This window comes from Pseudomonas sp. 05N36 (assembly GCF_056397385.1).
In genome coordinates this window covers 39,260-61,816 of the sequence record NZ_JBFTNH010000003.1, presented here as the reverse complement: position 1 = coordinate 61,816, position 22,557 = coordinate 39,260, and the positions used below count along the sequence as shown (strand labels likewise).

Genomic DNA, 22,557 nt, shown 5'->3' with positions numbered 1-22,557 from the left:
GTCATGACGTCCTGTCATCCGCCGCGCACCTCGCCAACTACTGAGGTGCCGACATGAGCGAATCTATCGAACGTAAAGGCATACACCTGACCCGTGCCCTGAAAAGCCGACACATATTCATGCTCTCGCTGGGTGGCGTGATCGGCACCGGGCTGTTCATGGGCTCTGGCGTGACTATCAACCAGGGCGGTCCGGTGGGGGCGATTCTGGCCTACCTGGTCGCCGGCTTCCTGATGTACCTGGTGATGGTCTGCCTCGGTGAATTGTCGGTACAGATGCCGGTGTCCGGTTCGTTCCAGACCCACGCCACCAAGTTCATCGGCCCGGCCACCGGGTTCATGATCGGCTGGGTGTACTGGATGAGCTGGGCGTCCACTGTCGGCCTGGAGTTCACCGCGGCCGGGATGTTGATGGTGCGCTGGTTCCCGACAGTGCCGATCTGGTACTGGTCGGCACTGTTCGTGGTCGTCTTGTTCGGGCTGAATGCCTTGGCGACCCGCGCTTTCGGTGAAGCGGAATACTGGTTCTCCGGGATCAAGGTTGCGGCAATTCTCGGTTTCATTGTGGTCGGCGTCCTGGTGATCTTCGGCGCGATTCCACTGACCAGCGGCGCGCCGGCGCCGATGATGAGCAACCTGATCGGCGACTCGTTGTTCCCCAACGGCTTGCCCGCGGTGTTCGCGGTGATGATGACCGTGGTCTACGCCTTCCAGGGTTGCGAGATCATGGGCGTGGCTGCCGGCGAAACCGATCAGCCGGAAAAAAGCATTCCGCGTGCCGTGCGTAACGTAGTGTTCCGCGTGCTGATCTTCTACGTGCTGGCGATTGTGGTGCTGTCGGCCATTGTGCCGTGGCAGCAGGCCGGGCTGATGGAAAGCCCGTTCGTGCAGGTGTTCGACATGGTTGGTATTCCTTACGCTGCCGATTTGATGAACTTCGTGATCCTCACGGCAATTCTGTCGGTTGGTAACTCCGGTCTGTACGCTTCGACGCGGATTCTATGGGCGATGTCGAAGACCGGCATGGCGCCGAAGAGCCTGTCGCCGTTGAGCAAACGCGGCGTGCCATTGCGGGCGCTGAGCATCACCTTGTGCTTCGCGCTGGTGTCGCTGATGACCAGTTTCGTCGCTGCCGACACCTTGTTCATGGTGCTGATGGCGGTGAGTGGGATGTCCGGTACCGTGACCTGGATCGTCATTGCACTGGCGCAGTACAAGTTCCGCCGCGCCTATATCCGCGATGGCGGCAAGCTCAGCGACCTGAAATACCGTGCGCCGTGGTTCCCGCTGCTGCCAATCCTGTGCATCGCCTTGTGCTGCTCGCTGTTTGTGTTCCTGGCCATGGATGAAACCCAGCGCCCTTCACTGTATTGGGGCTTTGGGTTCATGGCGCTGTGTTACGGCGCGTATTTCCTGATTCACCGCAAACGCCAGGCGGTGTTGGCACCAAGCTTGCCGACCGTTTGATTCCTTGATTTAGCACATTTCCTGTGGGAGCGAGCCTGCTCGCGATAGCGGCGTCACATTCAACATCTCTGTTGACTGATCGACCGCTATCGCGAGCAGGCTCGCTCCCACAGTGGTTTGCGGTGTCCTGTAGCCAGTTGTTCAAAGTTGTAACAGCGTAGCTGCGGTACGGCGAAGAAGCAGATAAATACTCAATAAAAACAATTATTTAAAGATTTTTTAAGGCTGTTACAGCCAATTTCCTCGCAGATTGCCGTCTTGCTGAACACTCGTTTAGTATGACCTCAAGTCGCATCACCTCATGCCAAACACAATAATTCGAGGACTCGCATGACTACTCAATCTTCTCTGCTCAGTCAGGTCGAAGCAGGCGTTGCCTGGATCACCCTCAATCGCACTGCACAGCGCAATGCGCTGGACATTCCAACCCTGAAAAACCTTCACGCCTTGCTCGATGGCTTCAATGCCGACCCGGCCGTTCGGGTTGTTGTATTGACCGGCAGTGGCCGCAGTTTCTGCGCCGGTGCCGACCTTGCCGAGTGGGCCGAAGCCGAAGCCCGTGGTGCGCTGGAAAGTTACGGCTGGACCGAAACCGCCCACGCGCTGATGAGCCGGTTGTACAGCCTGGACAAGCCGACCATCGCAGCGATCAACGGCACTGCCGTCGGCGCCGGGATGGACCTGACGCTGTGCTGTGACCTGCGCATCGCCGGGCAATCGGCGCGGTTCAAGGCCGGCTACACCAGCATGGCGTATTCGCCGGACGCCGGTGCCAGCTGGCATCTGCCACGGCTGATCGGCACCGAACAGGCCAAACGCCTGCTGTTCCTCGACGAATTGTGGGGCGCCGATCGCGCCTTGGCAGCGGGGCTGGTCAGCGAAGTTTGCGCCGACGAACAACTGCTCGGCGCCGCCAGTGAATTGGCCACGCGCCTGGCCAATGGCCCGACCTTTGCGTTTGCCCAGACCAAGAAACTCATGCGCGAAGGCGCCCAGCGCAGCCTGCCAGAGCAACTGCACGCCGAACTGGCGGCGGGTTTGCTCTGCGGTCGCAGCGAAGACGGTGCCGAAGCCCTGCGCGCGGCCATGGAAAAGCGTCCGCCACAGTTTGTCGGCAAGTAGGCCCGCGCAGCTCATCTATTCAGTGAACGAACAACAGGTAACACCATGAATTTCCAACTGACCCAAGAACAAGAAATGTTGGTGGATGCGGTCCGCAGCTTTGTCGCCAAGGAATTGCTGCCCCACGAGGAAGCGGTCGATCGCGCCGACGAAGTCTCTCCGGAGCTGGCGGCACAGATTCGCGGCAAGGCCATCGCGGCGGGCTTCTATGCCTTCAACATGCCTGAAGAAGTCGGCGGTGGCGGCCTTGATTACCTGTCACAGGCGCTGATCGAACGGGAGCTGTCCAAGGTTTCCTGGGCGCTGCATGTGTTTGTCGCACGGCCGTCGAAAATCCTCATGGCCTGCACCGGCCAGCAGATCGACGATTACCTGTTGCCGTGCATCCAGGGCGAGAAGATCGACTGCTTCGCGTTGACCGAACCGGGCGCCGGTTCCGATGCCAACGCGATCAAGACCCGCGCGGTGCGTGACGGTGATGACTTTGTGCTCAACGGCAGCAAGCACTTCATCAGCCACGCCGGGCACGCCGATTTCGCCATCGTTTTCGCGGTCACCGACACCTACGAACACAACGGCCGCAAGCGCAACGCCGTGACCTCGTTCCTGGTGGATCGCGATACCCCGGGCATGACCATTCGCCGTGGGCCGAAGTGCGTGAGCAACCGCGGTTACCACACCTTCGAAATGTTCTTCGACGATTGCCGCGTACCGGCCTCCAAAGTGCTCGGCGAAGTCGGCAAGGGTTGGGAAGTCGCCAACGCCTGGCTGACGGCCGGGCGAGTGATGGTCGCCGCCAACTGCGTCGGCCAGGCACAGCGCGCACTCGATGTGTCGCTGCAATGGGCGGCGGATCGCAAGCAGTTCGGCCAGCCGATCGGCAGCTATCAGGGCGTGTCATTCAAGTTGGCCGACATGGCGACGCAGATCCGCGCTGCTGAACTGCTGACCTTGCACACGGCGTGGAAAATGGATCAAGGCACGATGACCGATGGCGAGGCCGGAATGGCCAAGCTGTTCGCCAGTGAAGTGCTCGGTCGGGCGGCCGATGAGGCGGTGCAGATTTTTGGTGGCATGGGCCTGATGGATGAAGGGCCGGTGGAGCGCATCTGGCGTAACGCGCGGATCGAGCGGATCTGGGAGGGCACTTCGGAAATCCAGCGCCACATCATTTCCCGCGAACTGCTGCGGCCGCTGTTGCGCTGATCGCCCCGGAGAATACCCATGTCCCAGACGATTCGTGACAACCTCAAACGCCTGCTCGCGCCGCGCCATCTGGCGTTTGTCGGTGGCCGCAGCATGGCTCGGGCCCTTAAGCGCTGCGCTGAAGGTGGCTACCTTGGGCAACTGTGGCTGGTCAACCCGCAACATGAAAGCCTTGAAGGCGTGCCGTGTGTGCGCAGCATCGCCGAACTGCCGTGCGGCCCGGATGCGGTGTTTGTCGCGACCAACCGTGAACTGACCCTGACCTGCGTCGCCGAACTGGCCGCCAAAGGCGCGGGCGGGGTGATTTGCTACGCCTCCGGTTTTGCCGAGACCGGCGCTAAAGGTCAGGCACTGCAACAACAGTTGCTCAAGGTCGCCGGCAACATGGCCTTGCTCGGGCCTAACTGCTACGGCTTGCTGGATTATTTGCACAGCGCGGCGTTGTGGCCGGTGGCCCACGGCGGCAAACCGGTGGAGCAGGGCGTCGCGGTGCTGACCCAGAGCGGCAACTTCGCTTACAACCTGTCGATGAGCGACCGTTCGTTGCCGGTGGCCTACATGGCCTCGGTTGGTAATCAGGCGCAACTCGGTATCGCCGAATTGATGGACGTGCTGCTCGACGAACCTCGGGTCACTGCCATTGGCTTGCACCTGGAAGGCCTGAAAAATGTTCCGGGGTTTGCCCGGGCAGCGCACAAGGCGCTGGAGAAAGGCATTCCGATCATCGCCTTGAAAACCGGCGTGTCGCAGATCGGCGCCGAACTGGCCCTCAGTCACACCAGCTCGCTGTCGGGCTCCGATGCGCTGTACGACAGCCTGTTCGCACGGCTTGGGGTAATCCGCGTCAGTGGCCCGGTGAGTTTCGTCGAAACCCTCAAGGCCGCGGCGTGCGGCAAGCTCCCCGCGGGCAACAGCCTGATTGCGCTGGCCTGTTCGGGCGGTGACGCCGGGCTGATTGCCGACTACGCCGAACGTAACGACCTGAGCCTGCCCAAGCTCGATGAGCGTCAAACCGATGAGCTGGCGCAGGTGTTGCCGAGCTACGCCAACCTGGTCAATCCGCTGGATTTCACCACCGCAATCTGGGGCGATGGCGATGCCTTGAACCACATGCTCGACAGTGCCCTGCGCACTGAAGCCGATGCGGCGATGCTGGTGCTGGACTATCCGGCAGAGTTCACTGGCGAGCGCAAAGAGTGCGACTTGCTGCTGGAGCTGTACTGCCAGGCGTTGGTCCGTCACGGCAAGACCGGTTTCGTCACCTCGGCCTTTCCCGAACTGCTACCGGCCAGTGCCCGCGAGCGGTTGCATGCTCAAGGCGTGGCGGCGTTGCAAGGCGTGGAAGACGGGCTGGCCGCGTGGGGCCGAATCGCCGGCTATCAGCGCAATCGTCAGGCGTTGCTGGCCCTTGGCGAATCGGCGCTGGTGCCGCTGTGCCCGCAGGCCCTGGATGGCGAAGGTCGCTTGCTCAACGAGTGGGACTCCAAACAGGCCCTGCGTGCATTTGGTCTGCCGACTCCAAACGGCGTGTTAAGCATCCCGGACCAGGCACTGAATGACGCTAAAGCGCTGGGTTACCCGTTGGTGCTGAAGGCGCTCAGCGCGCAATTGCCGCACAAAACCGAAGCCGGTGCCGTGGCGCTCAACCTCAAGGATGGCGCGGCCCTGAGTGCCGCGCTGGAAAAGATGCGCGCGAGCATTGCCGATTACGCACCGAATGTGCCGTTCGATCGGGTGCTGCTGGAGCCCATGGCTACACCGCCATTGGCCGAACTGATTGTCGGCATCAAGCGTGAAAACGATTTCGGTCTGGCCTTGGTAATCGGTGCCGGCGGAATTCTGGTGGAGTTGCTCAAGGACAGCCGCAGCCTGCTGCTGCCGACCACCGATGGTGCGATTCGCAGCGCGTTGTTGAGCCTGCGCAGTGCCGCGTTGCTGCAAGGTTTTCGCGGTCGTGAAGCGGCAGATCTGGACGCATTGGTGGCGGCGATTCGTGCCGTGGCCGATTACGCCTGCGAAAACGCCGGACAGTTGCTGGAACTCGATGTGAACCCATTGCTGGTCGGTGCCCACGGCACGACAGCGGTCGATGCGTTGATTCGCCTCGGCCACACGTGAGGATATGAACATGCAAACCACAACTTTGACCGGCGGCCAGGCCCTGGTACGCCTGCTGGCCAACTACGGCGTCGACACCGTATTCGGGATTCCCGGGGTACACACCCTGGAGCTGTATCGCGGCCTGCCCGGCAGCGGCATTCGCCACGTGTTGACCCGACACGAGCAAGGAGCCAGTTTCATGGCCGACGGTTATGCGCGGGTCAGCGGCAAACCCGGCGTGTGCTTCATCATCACCGGGCCGGGCGTGACCAACGCCGCGACCGGCATCGGTCAGGCTTATGCCGACTCGATTCCGATGCTGGTGATTTCCAGCGTCAACCACACTGCCAGCCTCGGCAAGGGTTGGGGTTGCCTGCACGAAACCCAGGACCAGCGCGCCATGACCGCGCCAATCACCGCGTTCTCGGCAGTGGCGCTGAGCACCGAGGACCTGCCGGAGCTGATCGCCCGTGCCTATGCAGTGTTCGACAGCGAACGGCCACGGCCGGTACACATCTCTGTGCCGCTGGATGTGCTGTCAGCGCAGGTCACTCGTGATTGGAGCCATGAAGTGGTGCGTCGGCCCGGCCGCGGCGTACCGGCAGCAACTGCGCTGGATCAAGCCGTGGCCAAGCTGCAAGCGGCCAAGCGGCCGATGATCATTGCCGGTGGCGGCGCGCTGAACGCGGCGCAGGAACTTCAGAGCCTCAGCACCCGGCTGGCTGCACCGTTTTTCACCAGTGTCGCTGGCAAAGGCTTGTTGCCGCCGGATGCACCGCTGAATGCCGGCTCGACTTTGTGCGTAGAGCCGGGTTGGCAACTGATCGCCGAAGCCGATGTGGTGCTGGCGGTCGGCACCGAAATGGCCGACACCGATTTCTGGCGCGAGCGTCTGCCGCTGAAAGCCGAACTGCTGCGCGTGGACATCGACCCGCGCAAGTTCAACGACTTTTATCCATGCGCGGTGGCGTTGCACGGCGATGCGCAACAAACCCTGGCGGCGTTACTTGAGCGCCTGTCGCCCGCCACCCGCGATGCCAGTGCGCCAATAGAGGCAGTCGCTGCATTGCGTGCAGCAGTGAAGGCCGGCCACGGTCCGTTGCAGTCGATCCATCAGGCAATTCTTGAGCGTATCGCCGCCGAGCTGCCGGACAACGCCTTTATCAGCACTGACATGACCCAACTGGCCTACACCGGCAACTACGCCTTCAACAGCCTGGCGCCGCGCAGTTGGCTGCATCCGACCGGCTACGGCACCTTGGGTTATGGCCTGCCGGCGGGCATCGGCGCCAAGTTCGGTGCGCCGCAACGGCCCGGGCTGGTGCTGGTTGGCGACGGCGGTTTTCTCTACACCGCGCAAGAACTGGCGACTGCCGTCGAGGAACTGGACAGCCCACTGGTGGTGCTGCTGTGGAACAACGACGCGTTGGGGCAGATTCGCGACGACATGCTCGGGCTGGATATCGAGCCGATTGGCGTACTGCCGCGCAACCCGGACTTCGCCGCCCTTGGCCGGGCGTTCGGCTGCAGCGTGAGCCAGCCGCAGAGTCTGGCTGAGCTACAAACCGATTTGCGCCACGGCTTCAAACGCAACGGCGTGACCCTGATCGAACTCAAGCATGCGTGCGCGCACTGACTTCCAAACATTGTTTCGGGCTTTTTAAAAGGGGATGGGGCCATGCGCTTTTCCGATCTGACTCAACGTATCGCCGGTGACGGCGCCGCCGCCTGGGACATTCACTACCGCGCACTGGCGCGGCAAGAACAGGGCGAAGACATTCTGCTGCTGTCGGTAGGCGACCCGGATTTCGATACGCCAGTGCCGATCGTGCAGGCGGCTATCGACAGCCTGTTGTCCGGCAACACTCACTATGCAGAGGTGCGTGGCAAGCGTGCGTTGCGTGAAAGCATCGCCAAGCGTCACCAGCAACGCAGCGGCCAGCGGGTTTCGGCCGATCAGGTCACGGTGCTGGCCGGGGCGCAATGTGCGCTGTTCAGCGTCGCCCAGTGCGTGCTCAACCCAGGTGATGAAGTGATTGTCGCCGAGCCGATGTATGTCACTTATGAAGCGGTGTTCGGTGCTTGCGGCGCTGTGGTAGTCCCGGTTCCGGTGCGTTCCGAGAACGGCTTTCGGGTGCTTCCCGAAGACGTTGCCACCCGCATCACCCCGCGCACTCGGGCACTGGCGCTGAACAGCCCGCACAACCCTTCGGGCGCCAGCCTGCCGCGCACCACCTGGCAGGCGCTGGCCGAACTGTGCATCGCCCACGACCTGTGGCTGATTTCTGATGAGGTCTACAGCGAGCTGCTGTTTGAGGGTGAACACGTCAGCCCGGCCAGTTTGCCGGGCATGGCCGAGCGCACCGCGACGCTCAACAGCCTGTCGAAATCCCACGCCATGACCGGCTGGCGCGTCGGCTGGGTGGTGGCGCCAACATCCCTCGCGGCGCATCTGGAAAACCTCGCGCTGTGCATGCTTTATGGCTCGCCGGACTTCGTTCAGGACGCCGCCGTCGTGGCGCTGGAAAGCAACTTGCCGGAGCTGGCCGCCATGCGCGATGCCTATCGCCAGCGCCGCGACCTGGTCTGTGAATCCCTCGCCGATTGCCCCGGTGTGCGGCCGTTGAAGCCGGATGGCGGGATGTTCGTGATGGTCGACATTCGCGAAACCGGGCTCAGCGCCCAGGCGTTCGCCGATCGTTTGCTCGACCGGCATGGTGTGTCGGTGCTGGCCGGTGAAGCGTTCGGCCCGAGTGCTGCCGGGCATATTCGTCTGGGACTGGTGGTGGGAGCAGAACCGTTGCGCGATGCCTGCCAGCGGATTGCCCGGTGTGCCAGTGAACTGATGGAGGCCCAGGTCCATGCATAACCACACCGCGCTGTTTATTGATGGCCGCTGGCAAACGCCGTCGGGGCAGGGCATCGCCGAGGTGATCAACCCGGCCACCGAGGAAGTGGCAGGTTCGGTGCCGCTGGGTGATGAGCGTGATGTCGAGAGCGCGGTGGCCGCAGCACGTCGGGCCTTTGGACCATGGTCGCGGACACCGTCCAGCGTACGCGCCGGCTACATCCGCGCCCTCGCCGAGCAGTTGCGCGCACGGGCCGACGAGATGGCCGCGCTGATCACCGCCGAACTGGGAATGCCGGTGCAATGGTGTCGTTCGGTTCAGGTGGACGGGCCAATCATCGGCCTGGAGCAATACGTCGAACTCGCCAGCTTGATGGATGAGGTGCGCGAGGTCGGCAATTCGCTGGTGATTCGGGAACCGGTGGGCGTTTGTGCCTTCATCAACCCATGGAACTACCCGTTGCATCAACTGATCGGCAAGCTCGCACCAGCGCTGGCGGCCGGTTGCACGGTGGTGGTCAAGCCGAGTCAGGAAACCCCGCTGCATGCGTTTTTACTGGCGCAAATGATCGAGGCCATCGGCTTGCCGGCCGGGGTGTTCAACCTGGTCAGCGGGCCGGGTTCGAAGGTCGGCGAAGCATTGGCCAAACACCCGGACGTCGACATGGTGTCGTTCACCGGTTCCACCGGCGCCGGCGTGCGGGTGGCGCAAGCGGCGGCTCCGTCGGTGAAGCGCGTCTGCCTGGAACTGGGCGGCAAGTCGCCGCTGCTGATTGCTGAGGATGCGGATCTGGCCGCCGCCGTGCGCTACGGCGTGCAGGACGTGATGATTAACTCCGGGCAGACCTGCACCGCGTTGACCCGCATGCTGCTGCCGGCCAGTCGTTACGCCGAGGCGGTGGAACTGGCACTGGCAGAAACCTTGAGCTTGCGCATGGGCGATCCGCTCGACCCGCAGAGCTTCCTCGGGCCGATGTGTTCGGCGGCCCAACGGCGTACCGTGCGCGACTACATTCAGGTCGGTCAGCAGGAAGGCGCGCGGCTGGTGTGTGGCGGCGATACGGCGCAAGCGTTCGAGCGTGGCTACTACGTCAGCCCGACACTGTTCGCCGAAGTCGACAACCGGATGCGCATCGCTCAGGAAGAAATCTTCGGCCCGGTGCTGTGCCTGATTCCCTACACCGACGAGGCGCAAGCGATTCAGATCGCCAATGATTCACCGTTTGGCCTGTCCAGCGGTATCTGGGCCGGCAGCGCAGATCGGGCCTTGCAACTCGGTCGTCAATTGCGTGCGGGCCAGTGTTTCCTCAATGGTGCCGCGTTCAACTATCAGGCGCCGTTCGGTGGTTACAAACAGTCGGGTAACGGCCGCGAATGGGGGGAGGAGGGGCTCAACGAATTCGTCGAAGTGAAGGCGATCCAGGTGTGATCTCGCGATGAGTCCACGTACCCTTTACTGCCTTCAAACACAAAGCGTGCAAACGTCCAAGGAATTGCCATGAAAGTACTGATCGTCCACGCCCATCCGGAGCCGAAATCGTTTACCGCTGCGCTGCGTGACCAGGCTGTCGCGACCCTTGAAGCCCAAGGGCATGAGGTCCAGGTCAGTGACCTGTACGCGATGAACTGGAACCCGGTGGCAAGCAGCAATGACTTTTCTTCGCGGGAGAACCCGGAGTACCTGGTCTATGCGCTGGAGCAACGTTTGGGCGTGAAGAGCCAGTCGCTGGCGGCGGATATCCAGTCGGAACTCGACAAGCTGCTGTGGGCGGACTTGCTGATCCTCAACTTCCCGATTTTCTGGTTCTCCGCCCCGGCCATGCTCAAGGGCTGGATCGACCGGGTGCTGGTATCCGGCGTCTGCTACGGCGGCAAGCGTTTTTACGATCAGGGCGGGTTGAGCGGCAAGAAGGCGCTGGTGAGCGTAACGCTGGGCGGACGCGAACATATGTTCGGTGAGGATGCGATTCACGGCCCGTTGCAGGACATGCTGCGGCCGATCTTGCGCGGCACGCTGGCTTACGTCGGGTTTGAGGTGCTGGAACCGTTCGTGGCCTGGCATGTGCCTTACATCAGCGATGAGGCGCGCCAGGCGTTTCTGGAAGATTATCGCCTGCGGCTGGAGCACCTTGGCGATGAACAGCCACTGGAATTCCCGCGCTTGTCGCAGTTCGATGAACAACTCTATCCGTTGCGCAACCCGGCAACCGCCGACGTCTGATCAACACCACATACCCTTGTGGGAGCGAGCCTGCTCGCGATAGCGAACTGTCAGTCAGCATTGATGTTGAATGAAACACCGCATCGCGAGCAGGCTCGCTCCCACAGGTTATGCGTAGGTGCTTACTGAGTGCGCTGGCCGTCCACCGCGCCCAGCACTTTCACCATATCATCGATCACCGCCTTGCTCATTTCCTGCAAGTAGTGCGCTGCCCAGGCATAGCGGTCGGTGCTGCGTTCCATGGCCGCGTCTTCGGCCAGGAGTTTGGAGAGATGGAGCAAATCAGATACGTGGGACAACGCCTCGCGGATCGGCACGCCGCTGTTGACGCGGAACAGGGCTTGATCGTTGTGGATGGAAAACGGGGTGAGGCCGGCGGTTTTCAGAGGCTGAGGGTGGGGCATTGTCTAGCTCCTTGACTGTTGGGAGCCACTACATGTCATGTAGGGCGCTGTTACACCCTTGATTGTTTCGGATTCTCACACCCGGTCACTGGACATTCAGCGACACGGAAACGATAGAGAACCGCTGCCAGACACACAAGCCAGCGGGTTCTGGCACAGGTGTAGGTCACAACTCAAGGCCGCGTAGCCCTCGACTGACACCGCGCCGCTCGGCATAAACACACGAAACCCTGTGGGAGCGAGCTTGCTCGCGATGACGTCGGCAAATCCAACATCGAAGCGACCTGATACACCGCCATCGCGAGCAGGCTCGCTCCCACAGGGATCTCCACTGTCTTGAGAGTGTTGATCATTCCGACAACACTCGCTTATGGCGCCGCCCGCAAAACCAGTGGCCTCATCCAGAGCGGAATTCGCGCTGGCTGCACCACGATTGAAGCCTTTCAGCGGCTGGCGGTGTGTGCGCCACCGAACAGACATGGCCCGGTCGCTACTACACTCTAATAGACAGTCGCGGCTACCCATCCTGCTGATTATCAGCTTGCCGCATCGTGTGTATCGCTGGCATTGGAGTACAACCATGACAACTTCATTACGCTCACTGCTGTTTATCGCCCTCACAACCCTGTCACTGGCCTCAACAGGTTTGCTTAATACCGCAAGCGCCGCAACGGCCGCGGACCTGGAACAGGATTCGCGGCATGCCTTGCAAATGCTCTACAAAGCTAACCCGGTGGCCGAGACCATGTCGCGCACTGCCAAGGCGGTGCTCGTATTCCCTAAAGTTATCAAGGCGGGTCTGGTATTTGGTGGCAGTTATGGCGAGGGGGTCATGTTCAGCGGTTCAAAAGTTGATAATTACTACAACACCGTGACCGGCTCATGGGGTTTACAGGCCGGGGCCCAGTCCTATGCGTATGCCGTGTTCCTGATGACTGACAAAGCGGTCAAGTATGTACGTGAGACCAAGGGCTGGGAAGTTGGCGTAGGCCCTACGGTTGTTGTGGTTGATGAAGGGGTGGCGAAAAATCTGTCGAGCTCGACATTGAAAGACGATGCTTATGCGTTTGTCTTTGGCCAGCAAGGCTTGATGGCGGGCGTCAGTATTGAAGGCACCAAGATTTCGCTGATCAAACGATAAATTCGACAACGTAGCTCTGGGTTCGAGAGGCTGCCTAAGGCAGTCTCTCCCAGACTTCCGTATTGGCTAACTCGCTGTCGTTCGCGTGTTTTGCGTGGCCGTTTATAGGGTTCAGTTCATAACTGCCGGCGTCATAGACGGCCAAATAGCGTACGCCACTTAATTTGTGGAGGTAGCGCATCAAGGGATGGCACCGTGCATTAATACGGCGTACCAGGGCGGATTCGGTCATCGTGTTCATGGTGTTACCTGCTGCAGCGAAGGCTACTCTGTGGTTATTTTTATTCTGTGCCTGATCGTCGCAGCGTTCTGTACGCCATCACACACTGGGCAATCTAAATAACGCAAAAAACGTTGCACAAGCGGAATAACAACGACTGCGCCTCTGATCAATCAAACACTGACGATATGTGTGTTGCCGTACAGACCGCACCGGGTACTTGCGTCATGTTGGTAGCCTGCACTGCACAGATCAAGGTCTCACCGCCTGCACAACATCCACTTACTTGCAGACTCAAGGAGAAAAGCCATGAGCTTGGGAACCATACTGTTGATCCTGCTGATTTTGCTGCTGGTTGGCGCTATTCCGACTTGGCCGCACAGCCGAAGCTGGGGCTATGCACCGAGCGGTTTATTAGGCGTGGTCGTTATTGTCCTGGTTGTGTTGCTTTTATTAGGGAGAATCTGACACCCGCTAATAAAACACGCACACCTCCGTGCACTAGCGCACAGACTCAATCCGGCCACTACGCGCACTCTGAGTACCAGGCAGATTACTGCTGGTTATTTACCGGAGAAAATATGAAAACCCTCATGTTATTCAGTCATTCACTGACGCTTTCAAGACTCACCCTGGCCCTATTGCTGGGATTGTCTCCCGTGGTGCTGCATGCAGCCACCGCAGAGCCGGTCGACATGTCGGCCGTGCAGTTGGAACCGCAGGAGCAAAATGGCATCCGCTATCTGACGGGAGGCATCGGCCTTGATGAGTCAAAGGCCTTGCTCCAGACCCAGGGCTACAACCTTCACATGACCTTTTCAACCGGACCTGCCAATCAGTACGTCAGCAATGTCGACGTGGTGATCCAGAGCGAAAAAGGTAGCCCCCTGTTGTCGCTGAGTCAGGTGGGGCCCATCGTGTACGCGCAATTGCCGGCAAACAAATACCTGGTCATTGCCAGTTTGAATGGCCATGAAGAGCGCCACACCATTTCAGTCGGCGGTAAATCCATCGAAACGCTGAACCTACACTGGAGTGAATAGCGTGCAACCGAGTATGGCGTACCACGGCACGTTTCATGAGGTGAGGCCGTTCAAGACAGATGACCGGCCTCTCGCTGCCCGCATGCTTGCCGAGCGGTATCTGCCGATGAACCTCAAGGCCGACTATGCGATGGACGTTGCACAGGATGCGTTATGGAGCAACTACGCCGCGGCAGAAGAGCGGGCGCTGTTCGCCGAACAGCTGATCGGGATTGTCAGTCACGACCTGCGCAATCCGTTGGCGGCGATAAAAATGGCTTCGCAATTGCTCGGATGTCTTGACCTGCCTCCCAAGCAAGCACAAATACTCGGCCACATCACGCACGCTGCAGAGCGCGCGCAACGTCTGGTGGCAGACCTGCTGGACTTCACCCTGAGGCAAGTCGGGCGAAGCATGGCGGTTTCCCCCAAACCGGTTGATTTGCACGCATTGGTGGGCGAATGCCTGGATGAACTGAGTCTGGTGTTCCCTGAGCACACGCTGACCCATCTTTGTATCGGCCAAGGTCATTTCATCGCCGACAGTGACCGGATCCATCAGCTTATTGGCAATCTGGTTGCCAACGCGATTGCCTATGGCATGGCTGAGGGTGGGGTCACGGTGTCTTCGTGCTTCGAGGACCAGGTAATCATTACCGTGCACAACCTTGGCACGCCGATACCCTCGGAGTTGCTCGACAACGTGTTCGAACCGATGATTCGCGGCAGTCACGATAATGCAAAACTGCGCAGTGTCGGGCTCGGCCTGTTCATTGTGAGAGAGATTGTCAGGGCGCATCACGGCGATATCAGGGTGACTTCCTCGATAGAAGGCGGCACTACGTTCACGGCGACCTTTCCCTTACCACGATAACTGCGTCATAACGGAGTCGAGAGAGTGTCGCTATAGCACTCGCATGACGCCGCTTCCAATCCCTTGCGGTCAAGAATCGTGATTTCACCACGGGTGTAACGGATCAATCCACGCTGTTGCAGCATGCCGGCGGCCAATGTCACGCCGCTGCGCCGAACCCCGAGCATGTCCGCAAGGGACATGTGGGTCAGATGAAAGTGATTGGCGTGCGCGCGATCGTGGGTCATCAGCAACCAGCGCGCCAGGCGTGGCTCAATCTCGTGAAAATGGGTACAGGCGGCGGTTTGAGCGAGCTGCATCATCTGCACGTACAGGTACTGATTGAGCCTGCGCAACAATAACGGGCTCTCTCGCAGTGCGACCTGCAACTGCAAGCCTCTCATCCTCAGGCACGTGCCGGCGCCTTGCACCACGGCGCGCATGGGGGCGGTATTAACCCCCAGAGCGAGTGTCGCCCCAAGCATTCCTTCATTGCCGATCAGGCTCATGTGCAGAGGAGGGTGGCGGTACAACGTCACCACTTCAGCGATGAGCGCTGTTTGAGGGAAATACACATGCAGGATCGGATGGCCCGGTTCGAACAGGACAGTGCCAAACGCCAGTTCGACGTTATCGCACTGTGCTTGCAGCCGGCTGTAGTCAGTCTTCGACAGCCCCTGGAGTAGCCGGTTTTCTATTGGTTGCCCTGACGTAATTGGCATGCGCAGATCCTGCGGCACAGTGGGCCCTGGATGGGCGGGACAGGTGCCGGGGCCGTCTCATGTTTTAAGTGTGGGTGACTCTGGCAGGCCGGTCTGTTCGCTAGAACACGCAGGCACTGGCAGTCAGCGGGTTGGCTTTAGCGGAACGTAAGGCAGCAGGCGCTCGGTTTCTTTTCTGACCACCGCGTAGCACTCGCAGCTCAGTTGCTCGAGCGCGGCTCTGTCCAGCACCTTGATGTGGCCACGGCTGTACTCGATAACGCCGAGGCGTTGCAGCTTGCCGGCGGCATCGGTCACGCCTTCACGACGTACGCCGAGCATGTTGGCGATCAATTCCTGGGTCATGATCAGTTGATTGTCTTGCAGGCGATCGAGGGATAGCAGCAGCCAACGGCACAATTGTTGGTCAATCGAGTGATGGCGGTTGCACACCGCAGTCTGGGCCATCTGGGTGATCAATGCCTGGGTGTAGCGCAACATCAGCAGGAGCATCTCCCCGTGGCGGTTGAACTCATCCTTGAGTCGCTGGCCGGGTAACCGGAAGGCATGCCCGGCACTCTGGACAATTGCCCGGCTCGGCGTGCTTTCGCCACCCATGAAGACGGCAATGCCGATCAAGCCTTCATTACCGACCACTGAAATTTCTGCCGAGGCGCCGTTTTCCATCACGTACAGCAAGGACACGATGGAGTCGGTGGGGAAGTAGACGTGTCGCAGGGCATCCCCGGACTCGTAGAGCACCTTGCCGAGCGGCAGGGTGATCGGCTCGAGGTGCGGCAGCAAACGCTCCAGCGATTGCGCGGGCAGGGCCGCCAGCAGATGGTTTTGTTGTGGCTTTGGAGCATCAGGCATTTCAGCCACCGTCCGAAGTTGAGATTCCCTATCGCTACAGATTAATCCATGGCGTGCTGCGTACATGACCGTGCTTAACCGTCTGTCGGTATTACTGCATGCATTCAAATCCGCTGTCAGCGATAAAAAAGCCGCAGGGCGGCCGTGCAGAGTCTAGATTTAAGAGCGTTATCGCACCGAAACTGTGCTCAGTTACTGCGCATCCCTTCAGTTTCGGGCGGAGGCTGCATGAACCTGTTTTCCATCCGGATTTTGCTGCGAACGCTGACAGTGCCGAGCCTGACACTGCTGGTGGCGTGTGGTTCGTTGCCCACCATCGTTCCCGATATGGCCTACACCAACCCGGCCTCTGTGAAGATCGACAGTACGCATGGACCGCTGTCAGCCGAACGTAGCAAGGCCGTTATTGACCGTTTGAAGGCCAAAGGCGTCCAGACGAACATCTTCGACCTGCATATGGCGATCGAGGAGGCCATCGTCGGCAGCCCGCTGACGGACGGCAACAAGGTCGAACTGCTACAGAACGGTCCGACTACCTACCAATCAATGATTTCTGCGATTGGCAGCGCGCGTGATCACATCAATATCGAGAGTTACATTTTTGACGACGATGAAATCGGCGAGCGCTTTGCCGCAGCGCTGATTGCCAAACAGGCGGCTGGGGTGCAGGTCAATCTGATCCGGGACAGCGTTGGGACCCTCAGCACACCTTCGGCTTTTTTTACCCGACTGACCGCTGCGGGCATCAATGTGCTGGAATTCAATCCGGTCAATCCAGCGACCGCCAAGGCTGGGTGGCAAGTGAACCAGCGGGATCATCGTAAGCTACTGATCGTTGATGGCCGCGTTGCCTTCCTCGGCGGTATCAACGTGAGCAGTGTCCATTCAGGCAACTCGTTCAGCCTGAACGCCAAGGTCAAGCCCGGCGGCAAGTTGCCTTGGCGCGACACTGACCTGCGGGTTGAAGGGCCGGCCGTGGCTGAACTGCAAAAGCTGTTTATCGAGACGTGGCAAAAGCAGAGAGGCAAACCGCTTGCGGCACGCCATTACTTCCCGCAAACCGAACGCAAAGGCCACGAGGTCGTGCGCGCCATCGGCAGCTCGCCAGACGAACCCTACAGCCTGATCTACGCCACGCTGATTTCGGCGCTACGCAGTGCGCAAACCGAAATCTGGCTGACTAACGCCTACTTCGTGCCCGATCCGCAGTTGCTGACGGAGCTCAAGAACGCAGTGGCACGCGGCGTCGATGTGAAGCTGCTGCTGCCCAGCAGCACTGATTCCTGGCTGGTATTCAACGCTGGCCGCAGGCACTACACCGAGCTGCTGGAGGCCGGCGTCAAGCTCTACGAACGCCGCGATGCCTTGCTGCATGTCAAAACCGCGGTGATCGATGGTGTCTGGTCCACGGTCGGCTCTACCAATCTTGACTGGCGGAGTTTTTTGCACAATCAGGAAGTCAACGTCGTGATATTGGGCAGCGGATTCGGCGAGAAAATGCGTGCAGCGTTCCTCGCGGACCTGCTGAAGTCGAACGAAATTACGCTTGAGAAGTGGCAGCGGCGTTCCCTTGACGTAAGAGCCAAGGAGCAGTTTGCGCACCTCTGGGAGTACTGGCTGTGAGGCAACCCCTGGGGCTTTTGAACCGGGCGAAATCCATGTGGGAGCGGGCTTGCTCCCACAGGTTCCGCACTCTAGAGCCGGCCGTGATACGCCGCATCGAAAATCTCTGCCGCGCCATTGCGGGTCAAGGGCAGCGGGTTGCCGCCAGCGCACGGATCGACAATCGCCATGTCGGCGATCAGGTCAGCCTGCCGATCATCCACTCCCAGCTCAAACAGCGTGTGCGGCACGCCGATGTCCTTGCGCAACTTGAGGACGAACGCCAGAAAGCTGTCGAAGCCAGGCGAGGGCAGTCGCAAGTAAGCGGCCAGGCGGGTGATGCGTTCCTCGATGGCCGGGCGATTGAACTTCAACACATAGGGCATGAACGTGGCGTTGGTCATGCCGTGATGGGTGTCGTACAGGGCGCCCACCGGATGCGCGAGCGCGTGCATCCCGCCCAGGCCTTTCTGGAAGGCGGTGGCGCCCATCGCCGCCGCCGCGAGCATTTCCGCGCGCGCCTCTAGATCAGAGGGGGTGCGTACTGCCCGCACCAGGGCGTTGGCCACCAGGCGCATGCCTTCTACCGCAATCCCTTCGGCCATGGGGTGGAAACCGGGAGCGCAGTACGACTCCAGGCAATGCGCAAAGGCATCCATGCCGGTGCCGGCGGTGACCTTGGCCGGCATGCCGACGGTGAGCGCCGGGTCGCTGATGACCACCCGCGGCATCATTTTCGGGTGGAAGATGATCCGTTTGGTGTGCGTACTCTCATCAATGATCACCGCTGCACGGCCGACCTCGGAGCCCGTACCCGCCGTGGTCGGCACCGCAATGATCGGGGCGATGCTGCTTTCGTCGGCGCGGGTCCAGTAATCGCCTATGTCTTCGAAATCCCACACCGGCCGGGTCTGGCCACTCATGAAGGCGATCAGCTTGCCCATATCCAGACCGCTGCCGCCACCGAAGGCGACCACGCCGTCGTGCTTGCCGGCGCGCCAGGCGTCGAGCCCTCCCGCCAGGTTGGCCTCGACCGGATTCGGCTTGAGGTCGCAAAACAGCTCCACGCCGAGGCCGGCGGCGCGCAGGGACTCCAGCGCCGCGGTGGTGATCGGTGCGCGTGCCAGGCCACTGTCGGTGACCAGCAACGGTCGCTGGATACCTTGGCTGCGGCAGGTGTCGGCCAGTTCGGCGATACGGCCAATACCGAAGTGGATGCTCGTGGGGTAGTTCCAGTTCGCAGTCAGGCTCATGGCTCAGATCTCATGGCGCAGATGGAAGGATTTGGCTCGGGTCAGGTGTTCGTAACCGATGCGCGACAGCGTGACGCCGCGCCCGCTGTTTTTCACTCCGGTCCAGGCAAGGGCCGGGTCCAGGTAATCGCAGCGGTTCATGAATACGCTGCCGGTGGCGATCTCGTTGCCGATGCGTTCGGCGGCGGCAAGGTCGGTGGTCCAGATGGAAGCGCTGAGCCCGAACTCACTGTCATTCATCAAGGCGATGGCTTCGTCGTCGCTGGCAACCGGCATGATGCCGACCACCGGACCAAAGCTTTCCTCGCGCATCACCGACATTTGATGGCTGACATCGACTAACACCTGCGGCGCGAGGTAGGCGCTGCCGGGCAGGTCCGCTGGAAAGGCCTTTGGATCGATCAGTGCTTTTGCACCTTTTGCCAGCGCTTCGGCGATCTGCCCGCGCACGAACTCGGCAGCCCCCGGATTGACCAGCGGGCCGAGAGTGGTGGCTTCGTCCAGCGGGTTGCCCAACACATATTGGCGGGTCAGGGCGGCAAAGCGCTCGACAAACGCCGGGTAAATTGTTTGATCGACATAAATGCGTTCGACGGCGCAACAGCTTTGCCCGGAGTTGAAGAAGCTGCCGTCCACCAGGTTTTCCACGGCGTGCTCAAGGTTGACGTCTGCCCGGACATAGGCCGGGTCTTTGCCGCCGAGCTCCAGCCCCAAGCCGAGGAAGAGCCCGGCGGCGGCGATTTCGATGGTTTTGCCAGCCTCGACCGAACCGGTGAAATTCACTTGCTGCACCCGTCCCGAGGCAATGATCGCCGCGGTATAGGTGTGATTGAGCAGCAGGTTCTGGAACAGCCCTTCAGGCAGATTGGCGCGGCGAAAGGCTTCGGCGAAACGTTCGCCGACCAGCAGCGTTTGCGAGGCGTGTTTGAGGATGACGCTGTTGCCGGCCATCAGTGCCGGAATAATCGTATTCACCGCCGTCAGGTAAGGGTAGTTCCAAGGCGCGATAACCAGCACCGTGCCCAGCGGCTCGCGTTTGATCTGGCGTCGAAACCCCGCGACAGGTGCAGGTTCGACCGCTGCCAAGGCTTCAGGTGCGATGGCGATCATATGCCGCGCACGCTCTTCGAAACCGCGCAGCTCGCCGGCACCGAAGCGTACCGGGCGGCCCATTTGCCAGGCCAGTTCCGGGACAATTTCGTCTTTCATGGCCAGCATCGCGTCCACGGCGGCGCTGCAAAATGCGGCGCGCTCGCTCAGTGGTCGGCTCTTCCATAACGCCTGGGCGGCTGCGGCCGCTGTCAGAGCTTGCTCGATCTGCGTCGCATCGGCGCAGTGGCGTTCGGCGTAGACCCGGCCATCGACCGGGGAGATGAGTTGAATCATCGTCGTCATGGCTGCCTCAATAATCGATTGCTCAATAGCGCTCAAAACCGCGCTGCAGTTCCCAGTCGGTTATCCGTCGGTCGTACTCTTTCTGCTCCCATTCGGCGGTGTGCACGTAGTGGTCGACCACTTCGTCACCGAACGCCTCGCGCAACATGTTCGAGGCCTTGAGCGCGGCGCAGGCTTCGCGCAGGGTCTTCGAGACTTCCGGCAAGTGTTCGTCGAGGTAGGCATCGCCTTCAAAGGGTGGCGCCAGGCTGAGCTGCTCATCGATACCGGCCAGGCCTGCGGCGATCAACGCGGCGAAGGCCAGATAAGGGTTGAGGTCGGCGCCGCCGATGCGGCATTCGATACGGATGGATTTGCTGCCTTCGGCGCACAAACGAAAGCCTGCGGTGCGGTTGTCCCGACTCCAGATCGCCCGGGTCGGCGCGAAAGTACCGGCCTGGAAGCGCTTGTACGAATTGATGTAAGGCGCAAGAAAACAGGTGATGTCGTTGGCGTACTTGAGCTGCCCGGCCACCCAGGCGCGCATCAGCGTCGACATGCCGAACTCGGCCTTGGGGTCGAAAAACAGCGGTTTTTTGCCATTCTTGTCCCACAACGAGTTGTGGATATGGCTACTGGACCCGGCGGCGTCATAGCGCCACTTGGCCATGAACGTGATCGCTTTGCCCTGCAATTGCGCGATCTCTTTGCAGGCGTGCTTGATGATCACGTGCTGGTCGGCCATGGTCAGGGCATCGGCATAACGGACGTTGATTTCTTCCTGCCCCGGGCCCCATTCACCCTTGGAGTTTTCCACGGGAATGCCGGATGCCTGCAGATGCTTGCGAATCGCCCGCAGCACCGGCTCCTCGCGGGTGGTCTGGAGGATGTTGTAATCCTCGATGTAGTGGCCGGCGGTTTTCGGCTTGTGGTAGTTGCGCTCGTGGATGGCCTCGTAACTCTCGTCGAACAGATAGAACTCCAGCTCAGAAGCAAACATGCCGCTGTAGCCGCGCTCGCGCAGTCGCTCGATCTGCTTCTTCAGGATTGCCCGAGGGCTATGGGGCAAGTCCCGCCGATGGTGATGGTCGAGCACGTCGCAGAGCACCAGCGCCGTGCATTCGAGCCACGGCACGCGACGCAAGGTGGCCATGTCGGGTTTCAGTACAAAATCGCCATAGCCTTTGCTCCAGCTGGCGGCGGCGTAACCTGGCACCGGCTCCATGTCGATGTCGTCGGCCAGCAGGTAATTGCAGCAGTGGGTTTCTTCATGGCCGCTGTCGATGAAAAACTCGACCTGGAATCGCTTGCCGACCAGTCGCCCCTGCATATCGACCATGCAGACCAGCACGGTATCGATATCACCTGCGCTAGCGGCGAGTTTCAGTTCTTCGAAGCTGAGAAGGGGCTCGGTCATCACGTCAGTCCTGCGTGAAATATGAGCAATGAGTTGCTGAAAGCGTAGCCTACTGCTGCTGTAAACAAGTCTTGGCGGACGAAACCCGACGAATCAGCAGCAGATCCAGAAGCTAAAATAACTATCAAGAAATGTCAGTCAGTTAAGTCAATACGCAATCTGTAGCAGCTGCCGAAGGCTGCGTTCGGCCGCGCAGCGGTCGTGAAATCACGCGATGCGGACGTCCAGATCGACCGAGGAGGCAGGATTTACGACCGCTTCGCGGCCGAACGCAGCCTTCGGCAGCTGCTACGCGTATGCGTTAAACCCGGAATTTCTTATACCTCCTGGAGTGGCGTCATGAGTGAGTTCGTCAAGGTCGCCTGCGTGGGGGATGTCGAACCGGGTAACGGCATAACCGTCAACCTCGGGGGCACGCCCGTCGCGTTGTTCAATGTCGATGGCCAGTACTTCGCCATCCACAACACCTGCCCGCACGAAGACGGCTCGCTGGGGGACGGAATCCTGTGCGACACCGTGGTGATTTGCCCGGTCCACGCCTACGAGTTCGACGTGACCAGCGGCGAATGCCTCACAGAACCGGCTTATCAGGTCGAACAGTTCGAGGTCCGGGTGGACGGTAACGACATCCTGTTACGGCAATCGTCGGATGTTTGAACGCCAGGGATGCGCTCGGGTCGCAAGGAATAGGGAAGGAGTATAGTTAAACGATCACATCATCCTGCCAACAGCAG

The 22,557-nt window shown here is 60.5% G+C and carries 20 protein-coding genes; 14 read left to right on the top strand and 6 right to left on the bottom strand.

Features of this window, described 5'->3' with window-relative positions:
* Window positions 1-53: 53 nt before the first annotated feature.
* From AC1DIH_RS05190 to AC1DIH_RS05155, 8 genes are all read left to right on the top strand, one after another.
* Window positions 54-1,466 carry an amino acid permease gene (locus AC1DIH_RS05190; RefSeq protein ID WP_477770864.1) on the top strand — a complete coding sequence of 471 codons (1,413 nt, stop codon included), beginning with the start codon at window positions 54-56 and terminating at the stop codon, window positions 1,464-1,466.
* 330 nt (window positions 1,467-1,796) lie between these two features.
* Window positions 1,797-2,588 carry an enoyl-CoA hydratase/isomerase family protein gene (locus AC1DIH_RS05185; RefSeq protein ID WP_477770863.1) on the top strand — a complete coding sequence of 264 codons (792 nt, stop codon included), beginning with the start codon at window positions 1,797-1,799 and terminating at the stop codon, window positions 2,586-2,588.
* Window positions 2,589-2,633: 45 nt separating this feature from the next.
* The gene (locus AC1DIH_RS05180; RefSeq protein ID WP_477770862.1) at window positions 2,634-3,794 is read left to right on the top strand and encodes an acyl-CoA dehydrogenase family protein; all 1,161 of its coding nucleotides are present in this window, start codon (window positions 2,634-2,636) and stop codon (window positions 3,792-3,794) included.
* 18 nt (window positions 3,795-3,812) lie between these two features.
* A complete protein-coding gene (locus AC1DIH_RS05175; protein ID WP_477770861.1) occupies window positions 3,813-5,912 on the top strand; it encodes an acetate--CoA ligase family protein in 2,100 nt (699 codons plus the stop codon).
* 10 nt (window positions 5,913-5,922) lie between these two features.
* A complete protein-coding gene (locus AC1DIH_RS05170) occupies window positions 5,923-7,530 on the top strand; it encodes a 5-guanidino-2-oxopentanoate decarboxylase (protein ID WP_477770860.1) in 1,608 nt (535 codons plus the stop codon).
* Window positions 7,531-7,572: 42 nt separating this feature from the next.
* Window positions 7,573-8,763, top strand: coding sequence for a pyridoxal phosphate-dependent aminotransferase (locus tag AC1DIH_RS05165; RefSeq protein WP_477770859.1), 1,191 nt, complete (start codon window positions 7,573-7,575; stop codon window positions 8,761-8,763).
* Window positions 8,756-10,171: an aldehyde dehydrogenase family protein gene (locus AC1DIH_RS05160; RefSeq protein ID WP_477770858.1), complete on the top strand. Its 1,416-nt coding sequence runs from the start codon at window positions 8,756-8,758 to the stop codon at window positions 10,169-10,171. Before AC1DIH_RS05165 ends, AC1DIH_RS05160 begins: the two co-directional genes overlap by 8 nt.
* A 69-nt stretch (window positions 10,172-10,240) precedes the next feature.
* Window positions 10,241-10,963, top strand: a complete 723-nt coding sequence (locus AC1DIH_RS05155) for an NAD(P)H-dependent oxidoreductase (protein ID WP_427528863.1) — start codon at window positions 10,241-10,243, stop codon at window positions 10,961-10,963.
* 122 nt (window positions 10,964-11,085) lie between these two features.
* Here AC1DIH_RS05155 and AC1DIH_RS05150 read toward each other — a convergent pair whose 3' ends face one another.
* The gene (locus AC1DIH_RS05150) at window positions 11,086-11,367 is read right to left on the bottom strand and encodes a DUF3077 domain-containing protein (protein ID WP_477770857.1); all 282 of its coding nucleotides are present in this window, start codon (window positions 11,365-11,367) and stop codon (window positions 11,086-11,088) included.
* A gap of 580 nt (window positions 11,368-11,947) precedes the next feature.
* Between AC1DIH_RS05150 and AC1DIH_RS05145 the strand changes: the two genes are divergently transcribed.
* The 4 genes from AC1DIH_RS05145 to AC1DIH_RS05130 all read left to right on the top strand — a co-directional run bounded on the left by AC1DIH_RS05145 (window position 11,948) and on the right by AC1DIH_RS05130 (window position 14,624).
* A complete protein-coding gene (locus AC1DIH_RS05145) occupies window positions 11,948-12,508 on the top strand; it encodes a lipid-binding SYLF domain-containing protein (RefSeq protein WP_477770856.1) in 561 nt (186 codons plus the stop codon).
* 529 nt (window positions 12,509-13,037) lie between these two features.
* Complete coding sequence (locus AC1DIH_RS05140) at window positions 13,038-13,196, top strand: DUF3309 family protein (protein ID WP_081013818.1); 159 nt, start codon at window positions 13,038-13,040, stop codon at window positions 13,194-13,196.
* Between the two features lie 125 nt (window positions 13,197-13,321).
* Window positions 13,322-13,771: a carboxypeptidase regulatory-like domain-containing protein gene (locus tag AC1DIH_RS05135; RefSeq protein ID WP_427528964.1), complete on the top strand. Its 450-nt coding sequence runs from the start codon at window positions 13,322-13,324 to the stop codon at window positions 13,769-13,771.
* Between the two features lies 1 nt (window position 13,772).
* A complete protein-coding gene (locus AC1DIH_RS05130; protein WP_477770855.1) occupies window positions 13,773-14,624 on the top strand; it encodes a sensor histidine kinase in 852 nt (283 codons plus the stop codon).
* Window positions 14,625-14,629: 5 nt separating this feature from the next.
* On the opposite strand, the gene AC1DIH_RS05125 is transcribed toward AC1DIH_RS05130, so the two are convergent.
* Together AC1DIH_RS05125 and AC1DIH_RS05120 are read right to left on the bottom strand one after the other, a co-directional pair.
* Window positions 14,630-15,325: a Crp/Fnr family transcriptional regulator gene (locus AC1DIH_RS05125; RefSeq protein ID WP_477770854.1), complete on the bottom strand. Its 696-nt coding sequence runs from the start codon at window positions 15,323-15,325 to the stop codon at window positions 14,630-14,632.
* A gap of 123 nt (window positions 15,326-15,448) precedes the next feature.
* Window positions 15,449-16,177 (bottom strand): Crp/Fnr family transcriptional regulator, encoded by a 729-nt coding sequence (locus AC1DIH_RS05120; protein WP_477770853.1) that lies wholly within the window; start codon window positions 16,175-16,177, stop codon window positions 15,449-15,451.
* Window positions 16,178-16,405: 228 nt separating this feature from the next.
* Between AC1DIH_RS05120 and cls the strand changes: the two genes are divergently transcribed.
* Entirely contained in the window at window positions 16,406-17,800 is a 1,395-nt protein-coding gene (cls, locus tag AC1DIH_RS05115; RefSeq protein ID WP_477770852.1) for a cardiolipin synthase, read from the top strand.
* 71 nt (window positions 17,801-17,871) lie between these two features.
* Here cls and AC1DIH_RS05110 read toward each other — a convergent pair whose 3' ends face one another.
* From AC1DIH_RS05110 to AC1DIH_RS05100, 3 genes are read right to left on the bottom strand one after another with little or no spacing between them, the layout of a single operon-like run.
* Window positions 17,872-19,032 (bottom strand): iron-containing alcohol dehydrogenase, encoded by a 1,161-nt coding sequence (locus tag AC1DIH_RS05110; protein WP_477770851.1) that lies wholly within the window; start codon window positions 19,030-19,032, stop codon window positions 17,872-17,874.
* A 3-nt stretch (window positions 19,033-19,035) separates the two neighbouring features.
* Entirely contained in the window at window positions 19,036-20,427 is a 1,392-nt protein-coding gene (locus AC1DIH_RS05105; protein ID WP_477770850.1) for an aldehyde dehydrogenase family protein, read from the bottom strand.
* A gap of 22 nt (window positions 20,428-20,449) precedes the next feature.
* A complete protein-coding gene (locus AC1DIH_RS05100) occupies window positions 20,450-21,823 on the bottom strand; it encodes a glutamine synthetase family protein (protein ID WP_477770849.1) in 1,374 nt (457 codons plus the stop codon).
* Between the two features lie 339 nt (window positions 21,824-22,162).
* Between AC1DIH_RS05100 and AC1DIH_RS05095 the strand changes: the two genes are divergently transcribed.
* Complete coding sequence (locus tag AC1DIH_RS05095; RefSeq protein WP_103314615.1) at window positions 22,163-22,480, top strand: Rieske (2Fe-2S) protein; 318 nt, start codon at window positions 22,163-22,165, stop codon at window positions 22,478-22,480.
* Window positions 22,481-22,557 lie beyond the last annotated feature (77 nt).

Coding starts and splice junctions, on each gene's coding strand:
- AC1DIH_RS05125 (WP_477770854.1), bottom strand. CDS start 15,325: ATGCCAATTACGTCAGGGCAACCAATAGAAAACCGGCTACTCCAGGGG.
- AC1DIH_RS05095 (WP_103314615.1), top strand. CDS start 22,163: ATGAGTGAGTTCGTCAAGGTCGCCTGCGTGGGGGATGTCGAACCGGGT.
- AC1DIH_RS05150 (WP_477770857.1), bottom strand. CDS start 11,367: ATGCCCCACCCTCAGCCTCTGAAAACCGCCGGCCTCACCCCGTTTTCC.
- AC1DIH_RS05180 (WP_477770862.1), top strand. CDS start 2,634: ATGAATTTCCAACTGACCCAAGAACAAGAAATGTTGGTGGATGCGGTC.
- AC1DIH_RS05160 (WP_477770858.1), top strand. CDS start 8,756: ATGCATAACCACACCGCGCTGTTTATTGATGGCCGCTGGCAAACGCCG.
- AC1DIH_RS05185 (WP_477770863.1), top strand. CDS start 1,797: ATGACTACTCAATCTTCTCTGCTCAGTCAGGTCGAAGCAGGCGTTGCC.
- AC1DIH_RS05145 (WP_477770856.1), top strand. CDS start 11,948: ATGACAACTTCATTACGCTCACTGCTGTTTATCGCCCTCACAACCCTG.
- AC1DIH_RS05170 (WP_477770860.1), top strand. CDS start 5,923: ATGCAAACCACAACTTTGACCGGCGGCCAGGCCCTGGTACGCCTGCTG.
- AC1DIH_RS05175 (WP_477770861.1), top strand. CDS start 3,813: ATGTCCCAGACGATTCGTGACAACCTCAAACGCCTGCTCGCGCCGCGC.
- AC1DIH_RS05165 (WP_477770859.1), top strand. CDS start 7,573: ATGCGCTTTTCCGATCTGACTCAACGTATCGCCGGTGACGGCGCCGCC.
- cls (WP_477770852.1), top strand. CDS start 16,406: ATGAACCTGTTTTCCATCCGGATTTTGCTGCGAACGCTGACAGTGCCG.
- AC1DIH_RS05135 (WP_427528964.1), top strand. CDS start 13,322: ATGTTATTCAGTCATTCACTGACGCTTTCAAGACTCACCCTGGCCCTA.
- AC1DIH_RS05100 (WP_477770849.1), bottom strand. CDS start 21,823: ATGACCGAGCCCCTTCTCAGCTTCGAAGAACTGAAACTCGCCGCTAGC.
- AC1DIH_RS05190 (WP_477770864.1), top strand. CDS start 54: ATGAGCGAATCTATCGAACGTAAAGGCATACACCTGACCCGTGCCCTG.
- AC1DIH_RS05110 (WP_477770851.1), bottom strand. CDS start 19,032: ATGAGCCTGACTGCGAACTGGAACTACCCCACGAGCATCCACTTCGGT.
- AC1DIH_RS05105 (WP_477770850.1), bottom strand. CDS start 20,427: ATGACGACGATGATTCAACTCATCTCCCCGGTCGATGGCCGGGTCTAC.
- AC1DIH_RS05155 (WP_427528863.1), top strand. CDS start 10,241: ATGAAAGTACTGATCGTCCACGCCCATCCGGAGCCGAAATCGTTTACC.
- AC1DIH_RS05140 (WP_081013818.1), top strand. CDS start 13,038: ATGAGCTTGGGAACCATACTGTTGATCCTGCTGATTTTGCTGCTGGTT.
- AC1DIH_RS05120 (WP_477770853.1), bottom strand. CDS start 16,177: ATGCCTGATGCTCCAAAGCCACAACAAAACCATCTGCTGGCGGCCCTG.